At 71.8% G+C, this 15257-nt stretch carries 16 protein-coding genes; 9 read left to right on the forward strand and 7 right to left on the reverse strand.

Annotated features, from left to right (window positions below; genetic code table 11):
• Genes ABTX78_RS07100 through ABTX78_RS07115 form a run of 4 tightly spaced genes read left to right on the forward strand, consistent with a single transcriptional unit; the run spans position 1 to position 2852 of the window.
• Positions 1-579, forward strand: a complete 579-nt coding sequence (locus ABTX78_RS07100) for a phosphatase PAP2 family protein (RefSeq protein ID WP_352205772.1) — start codon at positions 1-3, stop codon at positions 577-579.
• Entirely contained in the window at positions 572-1513 is a 942-nt protein-coding gene (locus ABTX78_RS07105; RefSeq protein ID WP_352205773.1) for a decaprenyl-phosphate phosphoribosyltransferase, read from the forward strand. The genes ABTX78_RS07100 and ABTX78_RS07105 overlap by 8 nt, the downstream gene beginning before the upstream one ends.
• Positions 1510-1935 carry a GtrA family protein gene (locus tag ABTX78_RS07110; protein WP_352205774.1) on the forward strand — a complete coding sequence of 142 codons (426 nt, stop codon included), beginning with the start codon at positions 1510-1512 and terminating at the stop codon, positions 1933-1935. Before ABTX78_RS07105 ends, ABTX78_RS07110 begins: the two co-directional genes overlap by 4 nt.
• Positions 1923-2852, forward strand: a complete 930-nt coding sequence (locus tag ABTX78_RS07115; RefSeq protein WP_352205775.1) for a YihY/virulence factor BrkB family protein — start codon at positions 1923-1925, stop codon at positions 2850-2852. The genes ABTX78_RS07110 and ABTX78_RS07115 overlap by 13 nt, the downstream gene beginning before the upstream one ends.
• Here ABTX78_RS07115 and ABTX78_RS07120 read toward each other — a convergent pair.
• The gene (locus ABTX78_RS07120) at positions 2821-4029 is read right to left on the reverse strand and encodes a D-alanyl-D-alanine carboxypeptidase family protein (protein ID WP_352205776.1); all 1209 of its coding nucleotides are present in this window, start codon (positions 4027-4029) and stop codon (positions 2821-2823) included. The two genes, ABTX78_RS07115 and ABTX78_RS07120, sit on opposite strands and share 32 nt — an antisense overlap.
• 121 nt (positions 4030-4150) lie before the next feature.
• On the opposite strand from ABTX78_RS07120, the gene ABTX78_RS07125 reads away from it, so the two are divergent.
• Complete coding sequence (locus ABTX78_RS07125) at positions 4151-4402, forward strand: SCO4848 family membrane protein (RefSeq protein WP_352205777.1); 252 nt, start codon at positions 4151-4153, stop codon at positions 4400-4402.
• A gap of 17 nt (positions 4403-4419) precedes the next feature.
• The gene (locus ABTX78_RS07130) at positions 4420-5742 is read left to right on the forward strand and encodes a metallophosphoesterase (RefSeq protein ID WP_502993794.1); all 1323 of its coding nucleotides are present in this window, start codon (positions 4420-4422) and stop codon (positions 5740-5742) included.
• 9 nt (positions 5743-5751) lie between these two features.
• On the opposite strand, the gene ABTX78_RS07135 is transcribed toward ABTX78_RS07130, so the two are convergent.
• Both ABTX78_RS07135 and ABTX78_RS07140 read right to left on the reverse strand, forming a co-directional pair.
• Positions 5752-7389 carry a sensor histidine kinase gene (locus ABTX78_RS07135; RefSeq protein ID WP_352205779.1) on the reverse strand — a complete coding sequence of 546 codons (1638 nt, stop codon included), beginning with the start codon at positions 7387-7389 and terminating at the stop codon, positions 5752-5754.
• Positions 7386-8072 (reverse strand): response regulator transcription factor, encoded by a 687-nt coding sequence (locus tag ABTX78_RS07140; protein WP_352205780.1) that lies wholly within the window; start codon positions 8070-8072, stop codon positions 7386-7388. Before ABTX78_RS07140 ends, ABTX78_RS07135 begins: the two co-directional genes overlap by 4 nt.
• 159 nt (positions 8073-8231) lie before the next feature.
• Between ABTX78_RS07140 and ABTX78_RS07145 the strand changes: the two genes are divergently transcribed.
• Complete coding sequence (locus ABTX78_RS07145) at positions 8232-10706, forward strand: MMPL family transporter (protein ID WP_352205890.1); 2475 nt, start codon at positions 8232-8234, stop codon at positions 10704-10706.
• 72 nt (positions 10707-10778) lie between these two features.
• On the opposite strand, the gene ABTX78_RS07150 is transcribed toward ABTX78_RS07145, so the two are convergent.
• From ABTX78_RS07150 to ABTX78_RS07160, 3 genes are read right to left on the reverse strand one after another with little or no spacing between them, the layout of a single operon-like run.
• Positions 10779-11480 carry a TetR/AcrR family transcriptional regulator gene (locus ABTX78_RS07150; RefSeq protein ID WP_352205781.1) on the reverse strand — a complete coding sequence of 234 codons (702 nt, stop codon included), beginning with the start codon at positions 11478-11480 and terminating at the stop codon, positions 10779-10781.
• Positions 11481-11491: 11 nt separating this feature from the next.
• Complete coding sequence (locus tag ABTX78_RS07155) at positions 11492-11902, reverse strand: thiol-disulfide oxidoreductase DCC family protein (RefSeq protein WP_352205782.1); 411 nt, start codon at positions 11900-11902, stop codon at positions 11492-11494.
• Between the two features lie 5 nt (positions 11903-11907).
• Positions 11908-12351, reverse strand: coding sequence for a hypothetical protein (locus tag ABTX78_RS07160; RefSeq protein ID WP_352205783.1), 444 nt, complete (start codon positions 12349-12351; stop codon positions 11908-11910).
• A gap of 151 nt (positions 12352-12502) precedes the next feature.
• Between ABTX78_RS07160 and ABTX78_RS07165 the strand changes: the two genes are divergently transcribed.
• A complete protein-coding gene (locus ABTX78_RS07165; RefSeq protein ID WP_352205784.1) occupies positions 12503-13915 on the forward strand; it encodes a VWA domain-containing protein in 1413 nt (470 codons plus the stop codon).
• Complete coding sequence (locus ABTX78_RS07170) at positions 13915-14487, forward strand: GNAT family N-acetyltransferase (RefSeq protein WP_352205785.1); 573 nt, start codon at positions 13915-13917, stop codon at positions 14485-14487. Before ABTX78_RS07165 ends, ABTX78_RS07170 begins: the two co-directional genes overlap by 1 nt.
• A 65-nt stretch (positions 14488-14552) precedes the next feature.
• Here ABTX78_RS07170 and ABTX78_RS07175 read toward each other — a convergent pair whose 3' ends face one another.
• Positions 14553-15098 carry a hypothetical protein gene (locus tag ABTX78_RS07175; RefSeq protein WP_352205786.1) on the reverse strand — a complete coding sequence of 182 codons (546 nt, stop codon included), beginning with the start codon at positions 15096-15098 and terminating at the stop codon, positions 14553-14555.
• Positions 15099-15257: the final 159 nt, after the last annotated feature.

The following is a 15257-nucleotide window of genomic DNA, read 5'->3' on the forward strand; positions in this document are numbered from 1 at the left end:
ATGAGATACGCCGATTGCGCGGCCGCCGACCGGAGGCTGTTGGCGGCCATGCGCGCGTACGGGGGACGACCGGGCGTCGCCGTCGCCGCACGCGCGCTCTCCCTCGCCGGGGAGCATGCCGCGCTCTGGCTCGCCGCCGGTCTCACCGGCGCGGCGACCGACCCGGAACGGCGCGGGCACTGGCTGCGCGCCACCGCCGTGGTCGGCGGGGCCCACCTGGCGAGCACGGGCGTCAAACACGTCGTCCGCAGGCCCCGCCCCGAACTGCCCTCGTACCGGCCCCTCGTCGGCACCCTGGGCCGGCACTCCTTCCCCAGCTCGCACGCCGCGTCGGCCGCGGCCGCCGCCGTGGCCTTCGGCGCACTGCTCCCCGCGGCCCGCCGACTGGTGCCACCGCTGGCTGCGGCAATCTGCGTCTCGCGCCTGGTCGCCGGGGTCCACTACCCGACCGACATCGCGGCGGGCGCGGTCCTCGGCGGGCTGGCCGCACGCGCCGGAGCCCGGTGGACGGGTGGCGGGGCGTCGCCCGTCACAGGGACCCGCGCCGCCGGAGGCGAGAAGGGCCGGCGCCATGTCTGAGCCCGGTACCGCGCTGCTGGAGCGGCCCCGGAAACCGTCACCGTCGCGGGCCGTGAGTCTGCCGGTCGGCCTGATCAGGACCACCCGCCCCCGGCAGTGGATCAAGAACGTCCTCGTGGTGGCCGCGCCCGCCGCCGCCGGTGAACTGGACTCCCCGCACGGGGCCGGACAACTGGCCGTCGTCTTCGCCCTGTTCACCGCCGCCGCGGCCGCCGTCTATCTGATCAACGACGCCCGGGACGCGGACGCCGACCGGGCCCATCCGGTGAAGTGCCGTCGCCCCGTCGCTGCGGGCGAGGTCCCGGTGCCCGTCGCCTATGCCGTGGGTGTCATGCTCGCCGGCACCGCCGTCGGCGGAGCCGTCGCCCTGTGCACGCCCATGACCGGCGCCCTGCTCACCGCGTATCTGTCGATGCAACTCGCCTACTGCGTCTGGCTCAAGCACGTGCTCGTCGTCGACCTGGCCGTCGTCACCACCGGGTTCCTGATGCGCGCGATGATCGGCGGGGTCGCGCTCGGCATCCCGCTCTCGCGCTGGTTCCTGATCACCACCGGCTTCGGCGCGCTGTTCATGGTCGCGGCGAAGCGCTACTCCGAAGCCGTGCAGCTGGCCGACAGCAAGGGCGCGACCCGGCCGCTCCTCACCGAGTACACGACCGGCTATCTGCGCTTCGTCTGGCAGCTCGCCGCCGGTGTCGCCGTCCTCGCCTACTGCCTGTGGGCCCTGGAGAGCGGCGGTGTGGCCCCGTCGGCGCTGCTCCCCTGGCGGCAGCTCTCGATGATCGCCTTCATCCTGGCGGTGCTGCGGTACGCGGTCTTCGCCGACCGCGGCACGGCCGGCGCACCCGAGGACGTGGTGCTGCGGGACCGGCCTCTGGCCGTCATCGGCCTGGTGTGGGCCGCGATGTACGGACTGGCGGTCGCCGACCTGTGAAACGCGTCCCCTGGCCGGAGGCGGCCTCGTTCATCCTCGTCGGAGGGTGCGCGTACGCGGCCGACGTGGCGCTCTTCACCCTGCTGCGCGGGCCCGGCGGCTGGGGACCGCTGACCGCGAAAGCCGTCTCGTTCCTCGCCGGATGCACGGTCGCCTACCTCGGCAACGCCCTCGGGACCTACCGGCGCCGGACCCTGCGCCTGCGGGAGTACGCCGCCTTCTTCGGCGTCAACGGCGCCGGCGCGATCGTCCAACTGCTCTGCCTCGCCGTCTCGCACCACGGCCTCGGCCTGACCTCGGCGCGCGCGGACCTCGTCTCCGGGCTCGGCGTCGGCATGGTCCTGGCCACCTGCCTGCGATTCTGGGGGACCCGAACGCTGGTGTTCCGCGTGGAGGGTAGGCGTACGCCATGGACTGGCTGACCAAGCTCCCCGTCATCGGGCCCCTGATGGCCCGGCTGATGCAGACCCACGCCTGGCGCTCGTACGAGACGCTCGACCGGGTGCACTGGGCCCGGCTGGCCGCCGCGATCACCTTCATCAGCTTTCTGGCCCTCTTCCCGCTGATCACCGTGGCCGCGGTCATCGGCGCCGCCCTGCTCAGCAAGGAGCAGCTGAGCAAGCTGGAGGACAAGATCGGTGACCAGGTCCCCGGCATCTCCGACCAGCTCGACATCAACTCGCTGGTCGACAACGCGGGCACGGTCGGACTGGTCGCGGGCGCGCTGCTGCTGTTCACCGGTATCGGCTGGGTCGGCTCGCTGCGGGACTGTCTGCGGGCCGTGTGGGAGGTGGACGACGAGGACGACGACAATCCCGTCGTCCGCAAGTTCAAGGACGGCGTCGTGCTCCTCGGCCTCGGCGCGACCGCCCTCGCCTCCTTCGCCGCGTCCGCGCTCGGGTCCACGACCGTCGGCTGGACGGCGAAGCGGATCGGCATCGAGGAGGGCGGCGCCGAGGGCCTCCTGCTGCAGGCCGCCGCCATCGCCATCGCCGGTGTGGCCAACTTCCTGCTGCTGCTCTACCTGCTGACGCTGCTTCCGGGAGTGCACCCGCCGCGCCGACGCCTGGTGGTCGCCGGGCTCATCGGCGCGATCGGCTTCGAACTGCTGAAGCTGCTGCTCAGCGGCTACATCCAGGGCGTCGCGTCGCGCAGCATGTACGGCGCCTTCGGTGTCCCCATCGCCCTGCTGCTGTGGATCAACTTCTCGGCGAAGCTGCTCCTGTTCTGCGCCGCGTGGACCGCGACGCCGAGCAAGGAGCAGTCACGCGCCGCCGAGTCCTCCGCGGAGAGCCCCGGCGGCGCGGTCACCGACGGCGCAGCGGCCACTGGCGGTTGACCAGGAAGACCCCGGCCGCCAGCAACACCAGCAGACCACCGACCACGGCGAGCGCCGTACCGACGCCGCCGGACCCCTCGTCCGCCGCGGCGGAAGCCTTCGCGGGCGCGCCGTTGCTCGCGGGCTCGACCTGGGGGGAGTCCTGCGGGGCGGTGGACCTCGGCGGGACCAGCTCACCGACGGGCCGGACCTTCCCGGACGCCGCGAAGCCCCAGTCGAGCAGCCGTCCGGCCTCCTTGTAGACGGCCTGGCTCTCCTCGGAGTCCGGGTTCATGACGGTGACGAGCAACACCTTGCCGTCGCGCTCGGCGACCCCGGTGAACGTGGCGCCGGCGTGTGTGGTGCTGCCGTTCTTGACCCCCGCCATGCCCTGGTACGGGGAGACGCCGGACTCGCCCGTGAGCAGCCGGTTGGTGTTCTGGATCTCGAAGTAGTCGCGCTTGCCCGCCGTGACCCCGCCGGGGAACCGGGCGCGTGCCGTGGAGCAGTACTCGCGGAAGTCCTTCTTCTGCAAACCGCTGCGGGCGATGAGCGTGAGGTCGTACGCGGACGAGACCTGGCCCTCGGCGTCGTAGCCGTCGGGCGAGACGACCTGGGTGTCGAACGCCTGGAGCTCGTCGGCGTGGGCCTGCATGTCCTCGACGGTCTTGGGGACACCGCCGTTCATCGCCGACAGGACGTGCACCGCGTCGTTGCCGGAGCGCAGGAAGACGCCGAGCCACAGGTCGTGCACCGTGTAGGCGTGCTCCTCCTTGACCCCGACGAGGCTGCTGCCCTCGCCGACGTCCGCGAGCTCGGCATGGGTGACCTTGTGCGTCTCGGTCTTGGGCAGCTTCGGCAGCACGGTGTCGGCGAAGAGCATCTTGAGCGTGGACGCCGGGGGCAGCCGCCAGTGCGCGTTGTGCGAGGCGAGGACGTCGCCGCTCTCCGCGTCCGCGACGATCCAGGACCGTCCGCTCACCTCGTTGGGCAGTATGGGTGCGCCCGGTCCGAGGCTGACCTGGGTGCCCGCCCTGCCGAGCTGCGGGCCGCCGACGGTCGACATGGAGGCCGGCGGATTCGGCTGGTTCCTGATGACCGTGCCGTCGGTGGTGCCGGCCGAGGCGGGCACGGCGAGGAGCACGGGCAGCAACGAGGCAGCTGTGACCGTCAGCGCGGTCTTCTTCAGAGCGGACACAGACGAGAACGTACAGGGGGCTACAGAAAATATGCTTATCGTCCCGGAGGCGCGCCGGGAAGATCGCCGGGACAGCCCACCCCGGAGAACACGGCCGGCCCACGCCCGCGATACTGGGTGCATGAAGCTCAGCCGCCCCGTCTCCTGGTTCCTGCTCGCCTTCGGGGTGTGGAGCTGGTTCATCTGGGTCACCTTCGTCAAAAACCTGTGGGCGGACGGCAGCGGTCTCGCCTTCGACGACGCGGGTGACCCGACGGGTTACTTCTGGGTGCATCTGCTGCTCGCCTTGACGTCCTTGCTTCTGGGGACGGTCGTCGGAGTGATCGGGTTGCGTGGTGTTCGCGCTTTGCGGCGCGAGGCACACAAGGAATAGAGGAGCAGTCCGTGGTCGTGGTCTTCGTGCTGGTGGCGATAGCGGTGATCGCCCTGCTCGCGGGCGTGCACCGCTATGTGTGGAGCAGGCTCGTGCGCGACACGACCGCGGAACGGGGCCGTGCACGCCGTATCGGCACCGTCGTGATGTGGGTGCTCCCGCTGCTGACCCTGGGTGCGCTGATGTCCGGGCGCGCCGGGGCGCCGATGTGGCTGGAGCGCGTGCTCGCGTGGCCGGGCTATCTGTGGCTGGCGGTGCTGCTGTACCTGGTGATGGCGCTGCTGGTGGGCGAGGTCGTACGGGCCGTGTGGCTGCGGCGGGGCACCTCGTCGCCGGCGGAGCCCGCCGCGGCCGCCCCCGAGCCGCTGCACACCGTCCCCGCGGGCGCCGCCGGGACACCGGCAGCAAAGCCCGGCGCCCCCGCGCCGTACGGCGCTCCGGCCCAGACGCCCACGCCGGCGTCCGGGACCTCCGCCGACGAGCCCGGTCAGCCCGGCGCGGACGCGCGACGGCAGGTGTCCCGGCGAGTGTTCGTCTCGCGTGTCGTCGGCGGTGGAGCCGCCGCGGTCGCACTCGGGACCGTCGGTCACGGGGCGTACGGAGTACTGCGCGGACCGCGGGTCACCCGGGTGACCGTGCCGCTGGCCAAGCTGCCCCGCAGCGCCCACGGCCTCAGGATCGCCGTGGTCAGCGACATCCACCTCGGCCCCATCCTGGGACGGGCCCACACACAGCGCATCGTCGACACCATCAACCGCACGTCGCCCGATCTCGTCGCCGTCGTCGGCGACCTGGTCGACGGCAGCGTGGCCGACCTCGGACCCGCCGCCGAACCGCTCGCGCAGCTGAAGGCACGGCACGGCTCCTTCTTCGTGACCGGCAACCACGAGTACTTCTCCGGCGCCGGCGAATGGGTCGACCACGTCCGCGAACTCGGTCTGCGGCCTCTGGAGAACCAGCGCGTCGAGATCGCGGGCTTCGACCTCGCGGGGGTCAACGACGTCGCGGGCGAGAGCGAGGGCGACGGCCCGGACTTCGGGAAGGCGCTCGGCGACCGGGACCGCACCCGCGCGTCCGTCCTCCTCGCGCACCAGCCCGTGGTCATCCACGACGCCGTCGAGCACGGCGTCGACCTCCAGCTCTCCGGCCACACCCACGGGGGTCAGCTGTGGCCCGGCAACCACCTGGCCGAACTCGCCAACCCGACCGTCGCGGGACTGGAGCGCTACGGCGACACGCAGCTGTACGTGACCCGGGGCGCGGGCGCCTGGGGCCCGCCGGTGCGGGTCGGGGCGCCCTCGGACATCACGGTCGTCCAGCTCGCGTCCCGGCAGGCGTAGCCACCGGACTCAGCCGGCCCCGGCCCCGGCCCCGGTGCCGTGTCCGGTCCCGGTCGCCGTCCGGTTCTTCGCCCCCGCTTCCTTCGTCTCCGCGTCATTCGTCCCCGCTTCCTTCGGCTCCACGGCCGTGCGGGGCTCGGGCGCCGCCGGTGCCGCCGCCGGGAGTTCCACGCTCACCGTCAGTCCCTCGCCCGGCGCGGTCCGCACCGTCACCGCCCCGCCGTGCGCCGTGACCACCGCCTGCACGATCGCCATGCCGAGACCGCTGCCCGGCGGCCCCGACGGGCCGGCCTCGCCCGCGGCCCGGAAGAAGCGGTCGAAGACACGGTCCGCGTCCTCGGCCGCCATGCCGGGGCCCTCGTCCGAGACCCGCAGCCGTACGGCGCCCGGCCCGCGACCGTCGCCGTCCCCGCGCGTCAGCTCCACCGTGACGGGCGCGTCGGCCGGCGTATGGGCGCGCGCGTTGGCCAGCAGATTGCCGACGACCTGACGCAGCCCCGCCTCGTCGCCCCGCACGGTCACCGACCCCTCGTCCCGCACGGTGAGCGGACGTTCCGGCTGCTGGGCCCGCAGGTCGTCCGCCGCGTCGCGCACCAGTCGGCTCACGTCGACCGTGCACATCCGCGGTCGCGGCTGCTGATCCAGCCGGGCCAGGATGAGCAACTCCTCGACCAGCCGGCCCATCCGGTCCGCCTCGGCTGTCATCCGGGCGAGCGCCCGGGTCCGGTCGGCGGGTTTGCGCAGCATCCCCTTGGCGTAGAGCTGGAGGTAGCCGCGGATCGCGGCGAGCGGTGTCCGCAGCTCGTGCGAGGCGTCGGCGACGAACCGGCGCAGCTGGGCGGCGCTGTGCTCCCGTGTCTCGAAGGCCGACTCCACCTGGTGGAGCATGGAGTTGAGGGCGACCCGCAGTTGTTCCGTCTCGGTGACGGGATCGCGTCCGGCGGGCACCCGCCGGGTCAGATCGCCCTCCGCGATGGCCGAGGCCGTCTCCACCATGTCCTCCAGTGGCCGCAGCCGGTGCTGCGCGCCGAGCATGGTCAGCAGCGCGAGCAGCAGCAACAGGAAGGTGCCGAAGGCGAGATCGAGTTTCAGCGCCTTCTTGACGCCGGAGTGCACGGCGCCCGTGTCGGTGGCCAGCAGGACGATCGTGCCGTCGGCGAGGCTGGTCCCGACCGCGCGGTGCGGATCGCCGCCCACCCGTACGTCGTGCACCTCGGCGGAGTCGGCGTAGGCGACCGGATCGCGGACGGCCTCGGCGAGTTCGAACTGGCGACGCGTGGGCGGGATGTTCGCCAGGGCGATGGGCCGGTGCTGTGCGTCGAGAGCGACGAAGACCGTCTCCGAGCCCGGCAGCGGGCTCCGCTGCCCGTCGCCGGGAGCGAACTCCTCCATGAGGGCGCTGATCGCGCTGAGCGAGTCGACCTCCTTCTGGGTGAATCCGGTGCGCTGGAGGGCGTTGCGGCTGCCGAGCAGTTCGGTGTCCACGCGGTCGAGCAGATAGTGCCGCATTCCGATGAGACTGACGGCGGTGGCGGCCGCTATGCCGAGGGCGAGCAGAGCGACGTTGACGATGGTGAGCTTGGCGCGCAGGGAGTGGATCCCGTGGCGCGGGTGGTGCCGGCCTCCCGACCGCAGCAGGCGCCTCATGCGAGTCCGTACCCGATGCCCCGGCGGGTGGTGATCAGCGGCGGACCGAGCGGGTCGAGCTTACGGCGCAGATAGCTGATGTACGTCTCCACCACCGTCGACTCCGACTGGTGCTCGTACTGCCAGACGTGGCGCAGCAGTTGGTCCTTGGGGACGATGCGGCCGCCGTTGCGGACGAGGAAGCGCAGCAGCGCGTACTCGGTTGGGGTGAGTTGCACCGAGCGGCCCGCGCGGCGTACGGAGCAGGTCGCGTCGTCCAGTTCCAGGTCCCGGTAGCGCAGCGGCGGTCGCACCGGCAGTACGTCGGCGGGCCGGGTGCGGCGCAGGACGGCGCTGATCCGGGCCACCACCTCGTCGACGTTGAAGGGCTTGGTGATGTAGTCGTCGCCGTAGCCGAGTGCGCCCACGATCTCCGCCGGGGCGTCCCGCGCGGTGACGAAGACGACGGCCGTCTCCGGGTACCGCTCGCGCAACTCGCGTGCCAGCACGCGGCCGTCGCCGTCGGGAAGCATCACATCGAGCAGCGCCACATCGGGGCGCGTCTGCCCGGCCGACTGCCGTGCCTGCCGTACGCTTCCCGCCGTAATCACCTCAAAACGGTGGTAACGCAGTGCGATGGCGAGGACGTCGGCGATGCTCGGCTCGTCCTCGACGACCAGCACGGTCGCTCCCTCGTGGTCCATGACCTCAGTATCGGCGCGAACCCCGTGCGGGGGGCGGGCCGCTGTCTTGGAGTTCCTTGAGAGTCATGGCCGCGCCGCACCACGGACCGGGTCCGCGGTCGATTCTGAAGTCCGGCCCGGGGGAGACGGATCGACGAAGGGGCAGAGATCGTGGCGGCATTGGCGCGGTGGTGCTACCGGCATCGGCTGGTGGTCGTGGTGCTGTGGGTGGGTGTGCTGTTCGGCCTGGGGGCGGCCGGCAGTACGGCGGGCACCGACTACTCCGACAACTTCAGCCTCCCGGACACCGACTCCAAGCAGGCCCTCGACCTGATGGTCGAGGCTTTCCCCCAGCGCTCGGGGGACCCCAACACCGTCGTGTGGCGGGTCTCCGAGGGTTCGGTGCGCGATGCCGCAGTACGGGAGCGGCTCGACCCCGCGCTCAGGGAGATCGCGGGCATGAAGGGAGTCGGGGAGGTCGCGAGCCCGTACACCGAGGCGGGCGCGGCCCAGATCAGCGAGGACGGGCGGACGGCCTACGCGCAGATCACCTTCGCCGAACAGGCCAACGCGGTACCGAAGGAGCTGGTGCAGGACGTCGTCGACACCGCGGGCGAGGCCCGGCGGGACGGCCTTCAGGTCGAACTCGGCGGACAGGCGGTCACCCGGATCCAGGAACCGCCGACCGGCACGGCGGAACTCGTCGGCCTCGGCGCCGCGGCGATCGTGCTGTTCCTCGCCTTCGGCTCCCTGTTCGCCATGTCGCTGCCGCTGGTCGTGGCCGTGTTCGGCGTCGGCACCGGAATGCTGTCGACGATGCTGCTCAGCCATGTCACGGACGTACCCGAAGTGGCACCGCTGCTCGGCTCGTTGATCGGCCTCGGGGTCGGCATCGACTACGCCCTGTTCATCGTCACGCGCCACCGCAGGGGTGTGCTGCGGGGCATGGAACCCGAGGAAGCGGCGGTCACCGCGCTCAACACCTCGGGCCGTGCGGTGCTGTTCGCCGGCGGCACGGTCTGCATCGCGCTCGCCGGCATGCTCGTGATGAACATGCGCTTCCTCGACGGTGTCGTGATCGCCACGTCGCTCACGGTGGTCCTCAGTGTGCTGGCGGCCGTGACGCTGCTGCCGGCCCTGCTCGGCGTGCTCGGCAAGCGGGTGCTGAGCCGGCGGCAGCTCCGGCGGCTCGCGGCCGAGGGGCCCGAGCCGGTCGAGACCCGCGGCGCTGCCGCCCGCTGGTCCATGACCGTGCAGAAGCGGCCGAAGTCCATCGCGCTGGTCGCGGTCGTCGTGATGGCCGCGCTCGCCGTCCCGGCGCTGTCGCTGCGCCTCGGCGCGACCGACCAGGGCAACCACCAGGAGGACACCACCACCCGGCAGGCGTACGACCTGCTCGCCGAGGGCTTCGGCCCCGGCTTCAACGGGCCGCTCCAGTTGGTGACCGAGGACGCCGGACCGGCCGCGGTCCAGGCGCTCGTGGAGCGGGTGCGCGCCACGGACGGGGTCGCCCACGTGGCCGCGATGCCCTCGCCGCCCGGCTCCGAGGTGACGGTGATCAATGTCGTCCCGACGACCTCACCGCAGTCCGAGGCGACGGACCGGCTGATCGACACCCTGCGCGACGAGGTCGTCCCGCAGTCGGGCGAGACGGTCCATGTGGGGGGAGTCACCGCGGTCTTCAAGGACTTCGCCGCCGTGACCGGCGACCGGCTGCCCTACTTCATCGGGGCGATCATCGCGCTCGGCTTCCTGCTGCTGCTCATCGCCTTCCGCTCGCTGGTCGTGCCGCTGACCGCCGCCGTGATGAACCTGATCGCCGCCGCCGCGTCCTTCGGCGTCCTGGTCGCCGTCTTCCAGTGGGGCTGGGGAGCGGAGACGCTCGGTGTCGGCAAGGAGCGCCCGATCACCGCGTTCCTGCCGGTCATCATGCTGTCCCTGCTCTTCGGCCTCTCGATGGACTACCAGGTCTTCCTGGTGAGCCGGATGCACGAGGAATGGGTGCACACGAAGGACAACGCACGGGCCGTACGCGTGGGTCTCGCCGAGACCAGCCGGGTCATCAACTGCGCCGCTCTGATCATGATCTGCGTCTTCGGCGCCTTCGTCCTCAGTGGTGACATGGAAGGCGCCATGGCCGGCATCGGGCTGGCGGCGGCCGTGGCGCTGGACGCGTTCATCCTGCGCACCGCGCTGGTCCCGGCGGCGATGCATCTGCTCGGGCGCTCCAACTGGTGGCTTCCGACGGGCCTGGAGAAGCGGCTGCCCCATCTCGCGGTGGAACCGAAGGAGGAGGCCGAGAAGTCCGAGGAGCCCGGCCCGGTGCACGCGGACGGCTCGAAGACGGAATCCGCCGTGCCGGGCCCCCGAGCCGGGGCCGAGGAGGCCGGGTCGGCGGTGTACGGATTCGTCCGCGCACCGGACGGCGAGCCCGTCGCGGACGTGGTGCTCACCCTCGTCTCGGCGCGAGGACGGCAGGTCGACCGGGTCAGGTCCCTGGGCGACGGCTCGTACATCCTGTCCGCACCGTCGGGCGGTGCCTATCTGCTGGCCGTGACGGCGGGTGCGCACGAACCCTGGGCGCGCCACATCATGATCGGCGGCGATGCGCTGGTCCACGACGTGGTGCTGATGGAGGTGGGAGCGAGCCGCTGAGGCGGGCCCCGGCGCCACTCCCGGTGGTCCGGGGAACACCCCGGCTCCGGCCGGGGTGTTCGCCGCCTCGCGCTACCGCTTGCGGGCGGCGACCGTCTCCGCCATCCCCGGCAGGAAGTCCGTGAACAGCTCGTGCACCTCCCGTACGAGGGGCCGCAGCACCCGGAAGCGGGCGAGCGCGACACCGCGGGTGGTGAGCCGGGCCCCGCGTTCGGCGAGCCTTCTGCTGCGCTCGCGGCCCTCGGAACGGTCGAAGACCCAGTACAGGACCAGGCCCATCTGCGACAGCCACATCAACTCCGGGAGGATGTCGGCCAGTTCGTCGGCCACCTTCGCCTTCGACCCGGCGAGCACCTCGCGGTGGACCGCGATGGCCGACTCCCGCGCATGCTCCGACTCGGGGGAGAAGGGGCTCAGCGGGCTCTCCGGGTCGGCGGCGTTCTTGAAGAACTGCGCGGCGAACTCGTGGTACGGCGCCGCGATGTCCAGCCAGGCGGTGAGCACCCCCGCGAGCCGGGCCTCCAGATCCGTCTCGCTCTCCAGCACGGGCCGGACCGCCGCCTGGTGCTCGGCCGCGATCCGGTCGTAGAACCCCTGGACGAGGTGCTCCTTGGAGGAGAAGTAGTAGTACGCGTTCCCCACGGAGACCCCGGCCTCCTTGGCGATGGCCCGCATGGTCGTCTTGTCGTAACCGCGCTCCTGGAAGAGCCGGAGCGCGGTTTCGAGGATGAGCGTGCGGGTCTGCTCGCTCTTGGGGGCTTTCACTTCAGTCACGGTGTCCGAGCCTAACCGGGGACGGAGCACCGGTCGTCGCAGGCCTGCGTACCGGTGGGTGTGCCCGAGGCGGTGGCCTCGCGGTACTTGGCCGCGGCGAGCATCGTGACGCGGACGAAGGGGGCGCCGGCCGGAGTGGCCAGCCAGTGGGCCTTCGGCCGGTACTCGGCCAGTGCCCACAGGCACACGATCCAGGCCCCGGCCCCCGTGAAGACCTGCCCCCGGTCGCCGAGGACGGTGATCTCCCGGCGGGTGCGCTCGTGGTCGAGCCCCGGGTACCGGCGCCGGGCTTCCTGCGATCCGGCGGGCACGAGGTCCAGCGGTACGAGCCGGCGCTGACGCTGTAGCCAGTGCCGCAGATGGACGCAGAGGGAGCACTGGGCGTCGTACAGGACGGTCAGTCTCCGGACCGGGACCCCCATGACGCTCACGCCCCGGCGGGACCGGCGGCGGGTGCCGCCCACGGTCCGTTGCCGGCGGGACCGGTCCAGCCCTGCGGGGGCACCGGCGGCACCTGCTCCCGCTCCATGATTCCGCGCCGGCGGATCTTGTTGAGGACGTAGACGTTGCCGAGGTGCATCACGCCGAGGACGAGGAGGACGACGCCCACCTTCACCGAGAGGGCCTCGAAGAGTCCGCGGGCGTCGGCCACCGCGTCGGCGGCCTTGAGGTAGAGGGCGACGAAGCCCAGGTTCACCAGGTAGAAGCCGACCACCAGCAGGTGGTTCACGGCATCGGCGAGCTTCTCGTTCCCGTGCAGTACGTCGGCCAGGAAGATCCGTCCGTTCCGGCTCAGTGTGCGGGCCACCCAGACGGTGAGCGCGACGCTGATCAGCAGGTAGACGATGTAGGCGACAACAGTGAGGTCCATCCCCACCCCTCCTTGAACGTGTTCAAAAGGCTGGACAGGAAGGACTGTAGACCCGTTTTTGAACATGTTCAAGCGCGTTCGTGGTCTCGTCGGGGACGTACATCCGCCGCAGATGTCGCCGAGGCGCGCTCCGACCCGCCACACTGTCCGGATGGCATCCGTACCTCTCAGCAAGGGCGCCAACATCCCGGTCGCCGCCGCCGCTGTCCGCGCCGTGCTCAGCTGGACCCCGGAGGAGGGGACACCCGACGCCGACGCCTCCGCGCTGCTCCTCACCGAGGGCGGACGGGTGCGGGACGACGGGGACTTCGTCTTCTACAACCAGCCGCGGCACTCCTCGGGCGCCGTGTGGCACCAGGGCAAGCGGGACGGGACCGACACCGTTGAGGTCGACCTCTCGTCGCTCGAATCCTGGGTCGACCGCGTCGTGCTCAGCGCGTCGGCCGACGGCGGTACCTTCGGCCGGCTGCGCGGACTGCGGCTGCTGCTGCTCGACGCGGCGAGCGGCTCGGAGCTCGCGCGGTTCGACATCACGGCGGGGGCGGAGACAGCTCTGGTCGCCGGTGAGCTGTACCGGCGGGCCGGAGCGTGGAAGTTCCGGGCGGTGGGCCAGGGTTACACCGACGGGCTGGCGGGGCTGGCCGTCGACTACGGCATCACCGTGGACGACACGCCCGCGCCCGCCTCTCAGGCTCCCGTTCCGCCCGCGCCCGCCTCTCAGGCTCCCGTTCCGCCCGCGCCCGCCCCTCAGGCTCCCGCTCCCGCACCGCCGCCCGCCGTCCCGCAGGCCGCCCGGCCGGACAGGGGCGAGGAGCACCTCCCCGTCGACATGCGCAAGCGGCTGTCCCTGCGCAAGCAGCAGGTCGCCGTCAGCCTGAGCAAGCACGGCGCGGCCGGTGCCAGCGCGCGGGTGATCCTGGTGCTGGACGCCTCCGGTTCCATGGCGATGCTGTACTCCCGGGGCGTCGTCGCCGACGTGGTGGAGCGGATGGCCGCCGTCGCGGCTCAGCTCGACGACGACGGGGAGATGCAGGCGTGGACGTTCGCCACCCACCCGGCCAGGCTCCCCGATCTGACCGTCGCCGGTCTGCCCCAGTGGCTCCAACTGCACGTGCGGGGCGGCGAGATGAGTCTGTTCGGCCGCCCGAAGAAGCCGAAGAAGGGCATGTTGCCGGGACAGGTCGACATGCGGCTGGTCGGCATCCAGAACGAGGAGCAGAAGGTCATCGCCGAGGTCAGGGACTACGTCCGGGCGAATCCGGCCCAGGCTCCGACCCTCGTGCTGTTCTTCTCGGACGGTGGTGTCTACCGCAACGCCGAGATCGAGCGCGAGCTGCGTGCGGCCGTCGAGGAGCCCGTCTTCTGGCAGTTCGTCGGCCTCGGGAAGTCCGACTACGGCGTCCTGGAACGGTTCGACACCCTCCCCGGCCGCCGCGTCGACAACGTCGGTTTCTTCGCCGTCGACGACATCGCGGTCGTCTCGGATCCCGAGCTGTACGACAGGTTGCTGACGGAGTTCCCCTCCTGGCTCACGGCGGCCCGCCGGGCGGGCATCGTCGGCTGATGGACCACACGATCACCGTCCGGCCCGCGGCCACCGCCGACTGGCCCGACGTGGAGGAACTCCTCAGCGCGCGCGGCTCGGTCAAGGGCTGCTGGTGCATGTTCTTCCGGCAGACCCCGCAGGAGCGCCGCGAGACCGAATGGGGCGAGGGCAACCGCCGTGCGCTGCGCGCCCTCGTCGACGACGGCCGCCGTCCGGGCCTGGTGGCCCGCCGGGGTGGCGTCCCGGTCGGCTGGGTCTCCGTCGCACCCAGGGCGGAGTACTCCCGCCTCGACCGCTCCCCGGTCGGCAAACCGGTCGACGACGTCCCGGTGTGGGCGCTGGTCTGCCTGTACGTCGGCAAGGAACACCGCGGTACGGGCGTGGCACGGGAACTGGTGCGCGGGGCCGTCTCGTTCGCCCGGGACAGCGGTGCGCGGACGGTGGAGGCCTACCCCGTGGACGACACGATGGGCCCGGTGGGAGCCGACGAGGCCTTCCACGGTCTGGTCTCGCTGCTGAGCGCCGAGGGCTTCACCGAGGTCGCCCGGCGCACCCCGAAGCGCCCGGTCATGCGGCGCAACCTGACGTGACCCGCTCAGCCACGGACCCGCCGGTGGTCACCGGCCCCGGCCGATGACCACCCCGGTGCGGAGCACTACATGCTGCTCAGCGACCGCGCGTAGTTGATCTGGCCCATCACCTGCTGGAACGTGCCAGGGTGCTGCGCCGGGATCATCGTCGAGTGGTGCTTGCCGGCGCTCGTCACGGTGACCTGGATGAAGCCCGTCGTCGTCTTCTCCTTCATCAGGAGGAAGAGCAGGCCCAGCAGGCAGAAGATGAAGAACACGACCGCCAGCACGATCGCGTGCGTCGGCATCTTCTCCTCGGTGCGGGACATGTCCGTCGCGTTCCACACCGCACCGCGCAGCGGCAGCGTGCCCGCCGGGGTGACGATCGAGTCGCCCATCACCGTGATGTCACCGATCGAGACCAGCGGCGTGCCGCCCGTCGGAACCGGGTTGACCGGCACCGGGACACCCGCGGGCTGGGTCTGCGAGTAGGCCGGGGTGTCGTTCGGGCCCGGATAGCCGTACCCGGGTGCGGCGTTGGGGTAGCCGTAGGCCGGCGTCCCCGGCGGCTGCGTCGGGCCCCACTTGTACTCGGGCTCTCCGTCCGCTGCGTACGGATTGGGCTCGCTCATATGTCTCGTCCCCGCTTTCGAGCTTCATGTCAGACGTCCCACGATCCTGCCAGGTATCGCCGTGCTCGGTGAAGCCGTACGCCGAAGGGCCCCGCATCCCGGACGGAATGCGGGGCCCTTGGTGCCGATTCGGTGCAACCGGCGCGGCCGGTGCGGCCC

The organism is Streptomyces sp. NPDC096193, from assembly GCF_040302905.1.
Classification (GTDB): Bacteria; Actinomycetota; Actinomycetes; order Streptomycetales; family Streptomycetaceae; genus Streptomyces.

Bases quoted from the DNA above. Each gene is read 5' to 3' on its own strand.
- ABTX78_RS07100 (WP_352205772.1), top strand. From the start codon at position 1: ATGAGATACGCCGATTGCGCGGCCGCCGACCGGAGGCTGTTGGCGGCC.
- ABTX78_RS07105 (WP_352205773.1), top strand. From the start codon at position 572: ATGTCTGAGCCCGGTACCGCGCTGCTGGAGCGGCCCCGGAAACCGTCA.
- ABTX78_RS07115 (WP_352205775.1), top strand. From the start codon at position 1,923: ATGGACTGGCTGACCAAGCTCCCCGTCATCGGGCCCCTGATGGCCCGG.
- ABTX78_RS07125 (WP_352205777.1), top strand. From the start codon at position 4,151: ATGAAGCTCAGCCGCCCCGTCTCCTGGTTCCTGCTCGCCTTCGGGGTG.
- ABTX78_RS07135 (WP_352205779.1), bottom strand. From the start codon at position 7,389: ATGAGGCGCCTGCTGCGGTCGGGAGGCCGGCACCACCCGCGCCACGGG.
- ABTX78_RS07140 (WP_352205780.1), bottom strand. From the start codon at position 8,072: ATGGACCACGAGGGAGCGACCGTGCTGGTCGTCGAGGACGAGCCGAGC.
- ABTX78_RS07155 (WP_352205782.1), bottom strand. From the start codon at position 11,902: ATGGGGGTCCCGGTCCGGAGACTGACCGTCCTGTACGACGCCCAGTGC.
- ABTX78_RS07160 (WP_352205783.1), bottom strand. From the start codon at position 12,351: ATGGACCTCACTGTTGTCGCCTACATCGTCTACCTGCTGATCAGCGTC.
- ABTX78_RS07165 (WP_352205784.1), top strand. From the start codon at position 12,503: ATGGCATCCGTACCTCTCAGCAAGGGCGCCAACATCCCGGTCGCCGCC.
- ABTX78_RS07170 (WP_352205785.1), top strand. From the start codon at position 13,915: ATGGACCACACGATCACCGTCCGGCCCGCGGCCACCGCCGACTGGCCC.
- ABTX78_RS07175 (WP_352205786.1), bottom strand. From the start codon at position 15,098: ATGAGCGAGCCCAATCCGTACGCAGCGGACGGAGAGCCCGAGTACAAG.